Source organism: Herbiconiux solani NBRC 106740, assembly GCF_001571005.1.
In the GTDB taxonomy this organism is placed as follows: domain Bacteria; phylum Actinomycetota; class Actinomycetes; order Actinomycetales; family Microbacteriaceae; genus Herbiconiux; species Herbiconiux solani.
Window position 1 is genome coordinate 430,615 of sequence record NZ_BCST01000003.1, and the last position, 12,674, is coordinate 443,288.

Annotated in this window: 10 protein-coding genes; 6 read left to right on the forward strand and 4 right to left on the reverse strand. The window is 70.8% G+C overall.

What is annotated here, in order from left to right:
* Window positions 1-4: 4 nt before the first annotated feature.
* Window positions 5-1,000, reverse strand: a complete 996-nt coding sequence (trhO, locus tag HSO01S_RS07650) for an oxygen-dependent tRNA uridine(34) hydroxylase TrhO (RefSeq protein ID WP_084361434.1) — start codon at window positions 998-1,000, stop codon at window positions 5-7.
* 112 nt (window positions 1,001-1,112) lie between these two features.
* Here trhO and HSO01S_RS07655 point away from each other — a divergent pair, with 112 nt between their 5' ends.
* Both HSO01S_RS07655 and HSO01S_RS07660 read left to right on the forward strand, forming a co-directional pair.
* Window positions 1,113-1,703 carry an acyl-CoA thioesterase gene (locus HSO01S_RS07655; protein WP_174522971.1) on the forward strand — a complete coding sequence of 197 codons (591 nt, stop codon included), beginning with the start codon at window positions 1,113-1,115 and terminating at the stop codon, window positions 1,701-1,703.
* A gap of 141 nt (window positions 1,704-1,844) precedes the next feature.
* Window positions 1,845-5,846, forward strand: a complete 4,002-nt coding sequence (locus tag HSO01S_RS07660; protein WP_084361435.1) for a proline dehydrogenase family protein — start codon at window positions 1,845-1,847, stop codon at window positions 5,844-5,846.
* A gap of 78 nt (window positions 5,847-5,924) precedes the next feature.
* Here the strand turns inward: HSO01S_RS07660 and HSO01S_RS07665 are convergent, their stop codons facing one another.
* Window positions 5,925-6,278, reverse strand: a complete 354-nt coding sequence (locus HSO01S_RS07665) for a GntR family transcriptional regulator (protein ID WP_245635926.1) — start codon at window positions 6,276-6,278, stop codon at window positions 5,925-5,927.
* A 47-nt stretch (window positions 6,279-6,325) separates the two neighbouring features.
* A complete protein-coding gene (locus tag HSO01S_RS07670; protein ID WP_066040002.1) occupies window positions 6,326-6,754 on the reverse strand; it encodes an Lrp/AsnC family transcriptional regulator in 429 nt (142 codons plus the stop codon).
* A 181-nt stretch (window positions 6,755-6,935) separates the two neighbouring features.
* Between HSO01S_RS07670 and ddaH the strand changes: the two genes are divergently transcribed.
* The 3 genes from ddaH to HSO01S_RS07685 all read left to right on the forward strand — a co-directional run bounded on the left by ddaH (window position 6,936) and on the right by HSO01S_RS07685 (window position 9,973).
* Window positions 6,936-7,856 carry a dimethylargininase gene (ddaH, locus tag HSO01S_RS07675; protein WP_084361436.1) on the forward strand — a complete coding sequence of 307 codons (921 nt, stop codon included), beginning with the start codon at window positions 6,936-6,938 and terminating at the stop codon, window positions 7,854-7,856.
* Entirely contained in the window at window positions 7,853-9,154 is a 1,302-nt protein-coding gene (gene rocD / locus HSO01S_RS07680) for an ornithine--oxo-acid transaminase (protein WP_084361437.1), read from the forward strand. Before ddaH ends, rocD begins: the two co-directional genes overlap by 4 nt.
* A 144-nt stretch (window positions 9,155-9,298) precedes the next feature.
* Window positions 9,299-9,973: a GntR family transcriptional regulator gene (locus HSO01S_RS07685; protein ID WP_169799959.1), complete on the forward strand. Its 675-nt coding sequence runs from the start codon at window positions 9,299-9,301 to the stop codon at window positions 9,971-9,973.
* A gap of 294 nt (window positions 9,974-10,267) precedes the next feature.
* On the opposite strand, the gene HSO01S_RS07690 is transcribed toward HSO01S_RS07685, so the two are convergent.
* Window positions 10,268-11,137, reverse strand: coding sequence for a DUF3097 domain-containing protein (locus tag HSO01S_RS07690; RefSeq protein ID WP_066040006.1), 870 nt, complete (start codon window positions 11,135-11,137; stop codon window positions 10,268-10,270).
* Window positions 11,138-11,204: 67 nt separating this feature from the next.
* On the opposite strand from HSO01S_RS07690, the gene HSO01S_RS07695 reads away from it, so the two are divergent.
* The gene (locus tag HSO01S_RS07695) at window positions 11,205-12,413 is read left to right on the forward strand and encodes a PfkB family carbohydrate kinase (protein ID WP_084361438.1); all 1,209 of its coding nucleotides are present in this window, start codon (window positions 11,205-11,207) and stop codon (window positions 12,411-12,413) included.
* Window positions 12,414-12,674 lie beyond the last annotated feature (261 nt).

Genomic DNA, 12,674 nt, shown 5'->3' on the forward strand with positions numbered 1-12,674 from the left:
GAGCCTAGCGGGGTGCGTGGGCCGGGCAGCGGATGGCTTTGGTGCTGGTGCTGTCGGTGTTGGTGCCGGTGCCGGTGCCGGTGCCGGTGCTCGTGCCGTCGGGGTCGGCGCAGGCTTCGCAGACGATGAGCTGGGCGCGGCAGGTGGGGTCGGCGCAGTTCTGCATGAGGGAGGTGGGCCCGCCGCATCCGACGCACTCGCCGATCACGGCGGCATCCGGTGAGAACGCGATCGAGCCGCGGCGGTCGAAGACGTAGAGCGACCCCTCCCAGAGGCCCCGGTCGCCGTAGGTCTCGCCGTAGCGGACGATGCCGCCCTCGAGCTGGTAGACGCGCTCGAAACCCCGGGCGGTCATCAGCGACGAGAGCACCTCGCAGCGGATGCCGCCGGTGCAGTAGGTGACGACGTCCTTGTCTTTCAGGTGGTCGTACTTGCCGCTGTCGAGCTCGGCGACGAAGTCGCGGGTGGTCGCGACATCCGGAACCACCGCGCCCTTGAAGCGGCCGATGCCGGCCTCGAAGGCGTTGCGGCCGTCGAAGAAGACGACCTCCTCGCCCGCGGCCTCGACCCGGTCGACGAGTTCGTGCAGTTCGGCGGGAGCGAGCCGGGTGCCGCCGCCCTTCACCCCGTCGGCGTCGACCTCGAGCTCGCCGGGGGCGCCGAAGCTGACGATCTCGTCGCGGACCTTGACGCTCAGGCGCGGGAAGTCGGTGCTCGCGCGGTACGGCGTGTGCTTCGAGGCGGGGGCGCCCTCGAGCGCGGCGCCCTCGCTCCACTTGACGTCGAGGCCGGCGAACGGGCCGAACTCGCGGGTCTTGCGCACGTAGCGTTTCACGGCGTCGAGCTCGCCGCCGAGGGTGCCGTTGATGCCGTCCGGCGAGATCAGGATGCGGCCGCGCAGTCCCAGCCCCTCGCAGAGATCGCGCTGCCACAGCCGCACGGCCTCGGGATCGGCGATCGGGGCGAAGACGTAGTAGAGGATGATCTTCGGGACGGGCACTTGGCGATTTTACCGGCGGGGGCTGGGGGCGGGGCTGTCGCGGTTGTTTGCGGTGGTGCGCGGTGGCTTGCATGTTTGCGGGTGCTCTCGCTTGTAGGAAAGCACAGTCGGTATGGCCGTTCGCGGTGGCGAACCCTACGATCGCGCTGTGCATTTCTTCTTCAGAACCGTCGTCGGCACCCTGCTCGCGCGCTTCCGGCGTCCGCTCGGGATGTGGGATGTCGGGATCCGTACATTCCGCGTGCTGCCGACCGATCTCGACGTGCTGCGGCACATGAACAACGGGGTCTACCTGTCGATCCTCGACATCGCCCGGCTCGACCTGATGGTGCGGAGCGGGGTGTGGAAGGAGCTGAGCGCGCGCGGGTGGTACCCGGTGGTGGTGTCGGAGACGATCAGCTTCCGGCGCTCGCTGCAGCTCTGGCAGAAGTTCGACGTCGAGACGCGGGTGCTCGGGGTGGATGCGAAAGCGGTGTTCGTCGAGCAGCGGTTCGTCGTGGGCGGTGAGATCGTCGCGCGAGCCTATGTGCGGGCGCGATTCCTCAGCCGGTCGGGCGGGACGGTGTCGATCGAGGACCTCCTCGCCGTGCCGGGGGTGGGGGCGGTGCCTTCCGACGGAAGGATGCCTGCGTGGCTGGCCGGGTGGGGGGACGAGGTGGCTTTGCCGCCGAGCCGGGGGGCCGCGCCGAGCGTATGGGAGTGAAGTCGGGGTTCTCGCCTGCATTCCGTCTTCGGCATATGGCTAGCGCGCATCCGCTTCTCCACAGCGTGGGATGGGAATGAAGTTGTCCTCAGCCTGCATGTGCTGAGCGGCGCGGGCGGGTTCTCGACCTATTGTCGGAGCATGTCCGAGTTGAACGACACCCAGGCCCCTCCGTCGACTCCCTCGTCGCCGAATGAGGATGCTGCGTCGTCGTCGTCGCTCGAGGTGGCCGCGCCGTCGACCGAGGCGGCTGCGCAGTCGACCGACGCGGCTTCGCCTGTGGTCGAGGATGTCGCTTCGTCGATCGAGCTCGGGCCCCAGGCCGTCGCTCTCGCCCGGCGCTGGCTCGACGAGAGCGCCGACTCGCCCGTCGACCCCTCGGCGGCACGGCTGGCGGGCGTGCTGAAGGATCCGGACGGGCTCGCCTTCACGGTCGGCTTCGTCGACGGTGTCGCGCGGCCGGAGGATCTGCGCGTGGCGGCCGAGAACCTGAAGGTGCTCGCGCGGCGCACCCCGCGTTTCCTCCCGGCTTACCTCCGGATGGCGATCCGCGCCGGCGGAGCGCTCGGCGAGGTCGCCCCGGGAGTGGTGGTGCCCATCGCGCGGAAGGTGCTGCGCTCGATGGTCGGTCACCTGATCGTCGACGCCCGGCCCTCGCGCTTCGGGCCCGCGGTGGAGAAGCTGCGGGCGATGTCCGGAGACGGCACCGTGCGCTTGAACATCAACCTGCTCGGTGAGGCGGTGCTCGGAGACCGCGAGGCCGCGAAGCGCTTACAGGGAACGAAGGAGCTGCTGCAACGGCCCGACGTGGATTACGTCTCGGTCAAGGTCTCGTCGGTTGCGAGCGATCTGTCGATGTGGGCTTTCGATGAGACGGTCGAACGCGTCGCGCAGAGCCTCATCCCGTTGTACCGTCTCGCCGCGAAGAAGGGTCTGGTGGGCCCGGCCGACGGCGCCTCGCCGGCCGCGGTCGCCCGTAAGTTCGTGAACCTCGACATGGAGGAGTACCGCGACCTCGATCTCACGATCGCCGTCTTCCAGCGCGTGCTCGACGAGCCCGACTTCCTCGACGTCGAGGCGGGCATCGTGCTGCAGGCCTACCTGCCCGACGCGCTCTCGGCGCTCCAGCGCCTGCACGCCTGGGCGGCCGAGCGGCGGTCGCGGGGAGGGGCGCCGATCAAGGTGCGCATCGTCAAGGGCGCCAACCTCGCCATGGAGCACGTCGACGCCGAGCTGCACGACTGGCCGCTCGCGACCTACGGCTCGAAGCAGGAGACCGACACGAACTACAAGCGGGTGCTCGACTGGGCTCTGCGTCCCGAGCACATCGACGCGGTGCACATCGGGGTCGCCGGCCACAATCTGTTCGACGTCGCCTGGGCGTGGATCTTGGCCGGCAAGCGTGGTGTCGCCACGGGCGTCGACTTCGAGATGCTGCTCGGAATGGCGACGGCCCAGGCCGAGGCGGTTCGCAAGACGGTGGGTCAGCTGCTGCTGTACACGCCGGTCGTGGCGCCGGCCGAGTTCGATGTGGCCATCGGCTACCTCGTGCGGCGCCTCGAGGAGAACTCGAGCGACGCGAACTTCATGTCGTCGGTCTTCGACCTGGCGTCCGACCGATCGGCCTTCGAGAAGGAGCGCGACCGCTTCCTTGCGTCGCTCGAAGCCCTGCCGGTGCCGGGTGCGGGTGCGGGTGCGGGTGCGGGTGCGGGTGCGGATGGCTCTGGTGCGGAATCGGCTTCGGCTGCGCGCGATTCGGACGCGGCCACGACGACCTGGTCGCTCGAGGGCGAGTCGGTTGAATCCATCGATCCGGCCGAGGTCGCGACCGAGGCCGAGGGAGCCGAGACGGAGAATGGCGAGCTGGATGGGCCGGCCGAGGATGAGCTTACTGTCCCGGAGTCGGCCGATGGCGAGCTGGATGAGAGCGCATCTGACCCGGCTGTTCCGGCCGAGGCGGAGCGCGACCGCGGCGCTGTCGACGAAGTCGGTGACGGGGCTGATGGTGCCGAGGCGGCTCGCGACGGCGACTCCGGGGTCGGCGTGCCGGTTCCGAACCGGCGGCAGAATCGGATGCTCGGTGACATCGAGCCCGCGACGGCGGCGTTCCAGAACGCGGCCGACACCGATCCGTCGCTCGCGGCGAACCGTGCGTGGGGTGCGCGCATCCTGAGCCGGGTGGCGGACTCGACCCTCGGTGCCGACACGATCGATGCGGCGACGGTGGACGATGAGGATCAGCTCGAGCTGATCCTCCAGCGCGCGGTCATCGCGGGCACCGCGTGGGGCGCGCGTCCGGCGACCGAACGCGCGGGGTACGTGCGTCGTGCGGGCTACGCGCTCGAGGCCAATCGCGACCGCCTGATCGAGGTCATGGCCGCCGAGACGGGCAAGACGATCGACCAGGCCGACCCGGAGGTCTCCGAGGCCATCGATTTCGCGCGGTACTACGCCCACACCGCGGTCGAGCTCGACGCCGTCGACGGAGCGGTCTTCGAGCCCTCGACGCTCACGGTGGTCGCACCGCCGTGGAACTTCCCGGTCGCGATCCCCGCCGGATCGATGCTGGCGGCGCTCGCCGCGGGCAGTGCCGTGATCATCAAGCCCGCACCGCAGGCCCGTCGTTCGGCGGCCGTCCTGGTCGAGGCCCTCTGGGAGTCCGGCATCCCGACCGACGTCCTGACCCTGGTCGACGTCGACGAGGAAGACCTGGGGCGCAGCCTGATGTCCGACCCGCGGGTCGACCGGCTCATCCTCACCGGCGCCTACGAGACCGCTGCGCTCTTCCGTTCGTGGCGGCCCGAGCTGCCGCTGCTCGCGGAGACGAGCGGCAAGAACGCGATCGTGGTCACGCCGAGCGCCGACCTCGACCTCGCGGTCTCCGACATCGTGAAGAGCGCCTTCGGGCACGCCGGGCAGAAGTGCTCGGCCGCGAGCCTGGTCATCCTCGTCGGCTCGGTCGCCTCGTCGAAGCGGTTCACCCGGCAGCTGGTGGATGCGGTGACCTCCCTCCGCGTCGGCTACCCCTCCGACCCGTCCGTGCAGATGGGACCGCTGATCGAACCGGCGTCCGGCAAGCTCGCGGACGCCCTGACGAAGCTCGGGCCGGGTGAGCGCTGGCTGGTCCAGCCGCGGAAGCTCGACGACTCCGGTCGGCTCTGGTCGCCCGGAGTGCGCGAGGGCGTGCTGCCCAGCTCGCCCTTCCACCTCACCGAGTACTTCGGGCCGGTGCTCGGCATCATGCACGCCCCGACCCTCGAGGCGGCGGTCGAGTTGCAGAACGCGGTGCCGTACGGGCTGACCGCGGGCATCCACTCGCTCGATGCCCTCGAGATCGAGCAGTGGCTCGCCACCGTGCAGGCGGGAAACGCGTACATCAACCGCGGGATCACCGGCGCCATCGTGCGTCGCCAGCCGTTCGGGGGATGGAAGAAGTCGTCCGTCGGCGCCGGAGCCAAGGCGGGCGGCCCGAACTACCTCGTGCACCTCGGTTCGTGGCGAAACGACCCGGGCGCCGAGAGCGACGGGCTGAGCCTGGCCGGGCTCGACCCTCGCGTGGTGCAGTTGCTCGAGTCGGCGACGGGCGGCCTCGCCTGGTCCGACTTCGACATCGCCCGCCGGGGAGCGAAGAGCGACCAGGCGGCGTGGGAGAGCGTCTTCGCGCCGAGCGACGAGTCGGGGCTGACCGTCGAGCGGAACGTGTTGCGGTACCTGCCGGTGCCGGTCGTCATCCGCCTCTCGGAGGGCGCGCCGCTGCACGAACTGGTGCGGGTGCTCGCCGCGGCGACGCGGGCGCGCGCGACGGTGTCGGTCAGTTCGGCGGTGAAGCTGCCGCGTCCGCTCCGAGCCCTGCTGAAGGAGCGTGGCGTGCGGGTCACGATCGAGAACGACCGGGCCTGGCTCGGCCAGGCGCCGGAGTACCGCGGGTCGGTGCCGCGCATCCGCTTGATCGGTGGCGACGCCGTGGCCCTGGCTCACGCCCTCGACGGCTCGCCCGACCTAGCGGTCTTCGCCGGGGACGTCACCCGGGCCGGCCGCCTCGAGCTGCTCCCCTTCCTCGTCGAGCAGTCCGTCAGCGCCACGAACCACCGCTTCGGCAACCCGAGCACCCTCCTCGACCCCCTCTTCGCCCCCCGCCCCTAGGCGTTCTCGCGCCGAGAAGTCACCTTTACGTCCAAACCCGCCCATTTGGACGTGAAAGTGACCTCTCGACGCAGCGGGCTAGGGGGTCGGGGTGCCCAGGGCTGCCGCCACCAGGGCGTGGGCCTCGGCGGGCGGGATGCCCAGGGAGGCCGCGCGGTCGGCGTAGGCACGGGCCGCGGTCTGGAGCTCGCGGTGTGCGGCGTCTCCGGTGGCGGAGACGAAGGAGCCGAGGCGTCCGCGGGTCTCGATCAGCGCATCCGTCTCGAGTTCGCGGTACGCCCGCGCCACGGTGTTCACCGCGAGGCCGAGTTCCGCAGCCAGCGCCCGGACCGTGGGCAGACGCACGCCGGCCGCGAGTCGCCCGTCGGCGATCGCATCCCGGATGCCGGCCCGCACCTGTTCGAACGGCGCGGCGCCCCCACGTTCATCCACCCGCAGTCCGATGCCTCCGGAAAACCCCTCACCGGCAGCAGCGGCGATCATCGGCGGATGAGGTTCGAGAGCACGATCGCGCTGCGCGTGTGATCGACGTTCGGGGCGATGCGGACGCGCTCGAGCGCATCCTCGAGGCTCGGGATGTCACGCGAGCGGATGTGGACGATGGCGTCGGCGCTGCCCGTGACGGTTCCGGCGTCGACGACCTCGGGCACACCCGCCAGGATGCGCTTCAGCTCGGCCGGGGCGACGGTGCCGCGGCAGAAGAGTTCGACGTAGGCCTCGGTGACGGTTCCGTCGAGAGCGGGGTTCAGCTGGATCGTGAAACCGGTGATCACGTTGTCGGCGATCAGTCGGTCGATGCGCCGTTTGACCGCCGACGCGGAGAGGCCGACGACCTGTCCGATGTCCCCGTACCCGCTTCGCGAGTTGATCTTGAGGAGGTCGATGATGCGGTGGTCCAGGGCGTCCATCCCGCGATGCTACGCCTGTTTCTTGCGTCGCCCGGTGAACATTGCACGATTCGAGACACTCGTAGCATCAAACCGCGGAAAGCGCGTGCGACACTGAACGCGGCGTGCCCCGCTCGGGGCCCCAGGACAGCGCGCTGGTCCGCCATCCGCCTCGTGCAACACGTTGCTGCAAGGAGCCCGTATGTCGACCCCGATTCTCGATCAGGACAGCCAGAGCCAGGACGCTCAGAGCCAGGCCAGCCTGGACCAGGCCGCTCAGAGCCGGCCCGCCACAGGCGAAGCCCGCACCGCATCCCCCCGGCACTACCTGATGTGCCGCCCCGACCACTTCACGGTCACCTACCGGATCAACCCCTGGATGGACCCGGCCATCCCCACCGACACCTCGGTCGCGGTGCAGCAGTGGCAGACCCTGTACGACATCTACCGCTCGCTCGGCCACGAGATCGAGCTGATCGACCAGATCGACGGCCTACCCGACATGGTCTACACCGCGAACGGCGGCTTCGTGATCGACGGCGTCGCCTACGGCGCGAAGTTCACCCACCCGCAGCGTCAGCCCGAGGGGCCGGCGTTCATGGAGTGGTTCGGCGAGCACAACTACCAGGTCGTCGACCCGAAGAACGTCAACGAGGGCGAGGGCGACTTCCTGCTCGTGGGCTCGCGCATCCTGGCCGGCACCGGCTTCCGCAGCGACTCGGGCAGCCACGCCGAGATCGCCGCGCTCTTCGGCCGCGAGGTCGTCACGCTCACCCTGGTCAACCCGAGCTTCTACCACCTCGACACCGCGATCTCGGTGCTCGATCCGCTGACCGACGACGTCACCGCGAACATCGCCTACCTCCCGAGCGCCTTCGACGCCGAGAGCCGCGCGACGCTCGAGCGCCTGTACCCGGATGCGATCATCGTCAGCGAGGAGGACGGGTCGATCCTCGGCCTCAACTCGATCTCCGACGGCTACAACGTCGTGATCGCCGCTCGCGCGACCGGCTTCGAGCAGCAGCTCCGCGACCGCGGCTACAACCCGATCGGCGTCGACCTCTCCGAGCTCCTGCTCGGCGGCGGCGGAGTGAAGTGCTGCACGCTGGAGCTCCGCGCATGAGCGCCGCGACCGGCAGCACCGGCACCCCGACCTCGGCCGCCGCGACCACCTCGGCCACCCCGACGACGGCCGTCCCTTCCGCCCGCGCGGCCCACCTCATCCACCAGGTCGACGAGCACGCCGCCCACAACTACCACCCCCTCCCCGTCGTGGTCGAGAGCGGTGAGGGCGCGTGGGTCACGGATGTCGACGGCCGCCGCTACCTCGACTGCCTCGCCGCCTACTCGGCCGTGAACTTCGGTCACTCGCATCCGGTGCTCCTCGCCGCGGCCCGCGAGCAGCTCGACCGCATCACCCTCACCAGCCGCGCCTTCCACGCGGCCGCCCTCGGCCCCTTCGTCGAGGAGCTCGCCGCACTCGCCGGCAAAGACATGGTGCTGCCGATGAACACGGGCGCCGAGGCCGTCGAGTCCGGCATCAAGGTGGCCCGCGCCTGGGGCTACCGGGTGAAGGGCGTCGAGGAGGATCGCGCGGTCATCGTGGTCGCCGACGGCAACTTCCACGGCCGCACCACGACGATCATCAGCTTCTCCGACGACGCCGACGCCCGCGATGACTTCGGCCCGTTCACGCCCGGCTTCGTGCGCGTGCCCTACGGGGATGCGGATGCTCTGGCCCGCGTCCTCGCCGAGACGCCGAACGTGGTGGCCGTGCTGCTCGAGCCGATCCAGGGCGAGGCCGGCATCATCGTGCCGCCCGCCGACTACCTCCCGCGGGTGCGCGAGCTGTGCACGGCGAACGAGGTGCTGTTCATCGCCGACGAGATCCAGTCGGGGCTCGGCCGCACCGGAGCGACCTTCGCGTGCGACCTGGTCGGCGTGGTCCCGGATGTCTACCTGCTCGGCAAGGCCCTCGGCGGCGGCATAGTGCCGGTGTCGGCGGTCGTGGCGAACAGCGACGTGCTCGGCGTGCTGCGTCCCGGCCAGCACGGCTCGACCTTCGGCGGCAACCCGCTCGCGGCGGCCGTCGGAACCGCGGTGGTCAGGATGCTCGCGACCGGCGAGTACCAGGAGCGCGCGGCCCGCCTCGGCGAGCACCTGCAGTCGCGTCTCGGCGCACTCGTGGGCCACGGCGTGGTCACGGTGCGGGGCGCCGGGCTCTGGGCCGGGATCGACATCGACCCCGAGCTCGCCTCCGGCCGCGAGGTCTGCGAGCTGCTGATGGCGCGCGGGGTGCTGGCGAAGGACACGCACGGCTCCACTATCCGCCTCGCCCCGCCGATCGTGGTCGAGCAGTCCGACCTCGACTGGGCCGTCGAGCAGCTCGAGGCGGTGCTGACCGAGCTCGCGTCCCGCTGAGCGGCTGCGCGACCCGCGAGCCGGGTCGTGCATCCGCTCTTCACCCCACCCTCGCTCGCCGTATCTGTGAGTGAATGCAGAGACGGATGCGCCAGGGCATGCCGCCGCGAACGGCCGGTAGAATCGCCGTGAAGGCAGGTGATGATGGCGGTTTCCGAAGCGGGCTCGCGGGTCGACAACGCATACGAGTGGCTGCTCGCCGAGATCACCGGGTTCCGGTTGCGGTCGGGGTCGCCGCTGTCGGAGAACCGGCTCGCCACGCAGCTCGGCATCAGCCGCACGCCGGTGCGCGAGGCGCTGCAGCGGCTCGAGAAAGAGGGCCTGGTCAAGCGCACCGACAACGCGCGCTTCACGGTCTCGCAGCTGACGGCGACCGAGGTCAACGACGCCTGTGATCTGCTCGAGCTGCTCGACACGTACATCTGTCGCAAGGCCGCATCCACTCTCACCGACGAGGAGGCCGCGCGCCTCAAGGGCTACGTAGACGACATGTTCTCGGCCGCCGCGAACGACGACCGGGCGGGGTGGGCGCTGGCGGATCAGCTGTTCCACCGCACCTCGAACGCGCTGGCCGGCAACGTGCTCGTCGCCGAGACCGTGCGCGAGACGCGTCGGCGCATCCAGCGGTTCTGGCTGCGGGCCGCGAGCCTGCAGAGCCGGCTGCTCTCGTGCGCCGAGGAGTACCAGGAGCTCTACGAGGCCATGGTCGCCGGCGACTACGCGGCGATCGAGCCGGCGGTCAAGAAGCACATCGGGCACATGCGCGAGCGCATGCTCGAGATGATCGCGGCGGCCGCCATCCTCCTCGGCGACGACTGACCCGTCGCCGCCGCCCCAACCCCGTCTCCGCGAACCGTCACAAAACGCCCTTCCGGCGTGGTTTTGGGGCGGTTTGTGACGGGTGGCGGGGTGGCGTGCGCGGCCTTCGGCGGTTTGTGACGGGTGGGATGGGTGGGTCCCTCAACCTCCACCCCCCAGCCCCCTAACCCCACCCCCGCCCCGGCGAACCGTCGAAAAACGCCCTTCTGGCATGGTTTTGGGGCGGTTTGTGACGGGTGGCGGCGTGGCGTGCGCGGCCCTGGGGCGGTTTGTGACGGGTGGCGGGGCGGCGGGCTACTCGGGCTCGGTGACGAAGTCGATGAGCTGCTCGACCCGGCCGAGCAGCACCGGCTCGAGGTCGGTGTACGTGTGCACCCGCGACAGGATGCGCTTCCAGGCCCGCGCGATGTCGGCCTGCGAGTCGTGCGGCCAGCCGAAGGCCTCGCAGATGCCGTGCTTCCACTCGATCGACCGCGGCACGGTGGGCCAGGCCCGGATCCCGAGCGCCTTGGGCGTCACCGACTGCCAGATGTCGACATACGGATGCCCGACCACGAGCACGTTGGCCCCGAACGGCCCGCGCGCCACGGCCTCGGCGATCCGGCTCTCCTTCGAGCCCGGCACGAGGTGGTCGACGAGCACGCCGACGCGACGCGACCTGGTGGGGGCGAACTCGCGCACGATCGCATCCAGGTCGTCGACGCCCTCGAGGTACTCCACCACGACGCCCTCGCCGCGGAGGTCGTCGCCCCAGACCTTCTCGACCAGCTCGGCGTCGTGCCGGCCCTCGACGTAGATGCGGCTCGGCCGGGCGACCCGCGCGCGTTCGAGCGGCGCGGCGATCGAGCCCGAGGCGGTGCGCTTCGGGCCAGCAGCGGCACCCGGACCCCCGGCCCCGCCTGCCCGCGGCGGCACGAGCTGCACGGCCCGGCCCTCGAGCAGGAAGCCCGCATCCAGCGGGAACACCCGGCGCTTGCCGTGCCGATCCTCGAGCTCGACCATCCGCCCTTCGACACTCACGACGCTGCCGCAGAAGTCACTCGCCACCTCCTCGACCACGAGGTCGAACTCGGCCTCCACACGTGGCAGCTCGACCGGCTTCGCGCGGCGGTTGTAGTCGGCGAGAACGTCGGATCCGTAGCGGTCGAAGGGGTCATCCAGCACCGCACAAGGCTACGTCGCCGCCCGCCGCCGGCCGTGCCATCCGAGCGGCACGTCATAGACTCGGGGCGTGGCGGAGACTCGGGGCGTGGCGGAGCAGAACGCGGGCACGCGCATCCTGGTGATCGGTGAGTCGCTCGTCGACGTCGTCGAAGGGGATGCCTCGGCTTCTGGTTCGAACGCGGCCTCCACCTCGACTTCGACTTCGACGTCGACTGCGTCCTCCCCTTCGACGTCGACCGAGCACGTCGGCGGCTCGCCCCTCAACATCGCCTACGGCCTGGCCCGCCTGGGCCGCCCGGTCGAGCTGCTGACCGCGATCGGTCCGGATGCGCGCGGCACCGCGATCACCGAGCACCTCGATGCGGCGGGCGTCGCCGTGCTCCCCGCGTCGAACCGCACCGAACCCACGTCGACCGCGACCGCGCGACTGCGTGCGGACGGCTCGGCCGACTACGTCTTCGACCTGCGCTGGTCGCTCCCGATCGGGTCGATCGAACTCGCCGAGGAGCTCGAGCCGGCCATCGTGCACACCGGGTCGATCGCGGCGTTCCTCGAGCCGGGCGGGGCGGCGATCGTCGAGCTGTTGTCCGCACTCGCCGGCTCCGAGCATCCGCCGCTGGTCACCTTCGACCCCAACATGCGGCCCTCGATCATCACCGACCACGCCTCGGCGTTCGAGCGGTTCACCGCGATCGCGGCGCTCACCGACGTGCTGAAGCTGAGCGACGAGGATGCGGAATGGTTGTTCCCGAATGCGTCCGTCGATGAGGCGCTCGACCGCATCCTGGCTCTCGGGCCGGCGCTGGTCGCGGTGACGCGGGGCGGGGACGGAGCGATCCTTGCTACGGCGCGCGACCGCGTCGCGGTGCCGGGCGTGCGGGTCGAGGTGGCAGACACGATCGGCGCCGGCGACTCGTTCATGAGCGCCCTGATCTTCTCGCTGGCGGCCCTGCTCGACGCCAGCGCGTCGACGCCGGGCGCCACCTCGGCCGACGACCCATCACGTGGCGGCGCTCCGGCCGAAGCCTCGACCTCGACCTGGGACGCATCAGGCGGCGGCGCTCCGGCCGACGCCTCGACCTCGACCTCGACCTGGGACGCGTCACGCGGCGGCGCCTCGGGTGGTGGGGCCTTCGTGGATGCGCTCCGCTCGGGCACGGCGTTCGATGCGGCCGGCCTCGACCGCCTCGGCGCCTTCTCGGTGCGTTGCGCCGCGGTCACGGTCTCTCGTGCCGGTGCCAACCCGCCCACCCTCGCCGAGGTCGCCCCCGCCTGACCCGCCCCGCCCCGCATCCACCCGTCACAAAACGCCCTTCCGGCCCCAGTTTGGGGCGAATTTTGACGGTTCGCGCGGGATAGTCGGGGGTCGGGCAGCTTCGTTTCTTCGGAACGACGGAGGTGGCGGCGAACGACGGACCGTCAGTCCGACTCAGCCGCCCTTCCGGGCTCCGTTTGGGGCGGTTTGTGACGGTTCGGTTGGGCGGGGGTGGGGGGTCAGGCGTCGAGGTGGGCGGGGGTGGCCGCCTGGTCGTCGGAG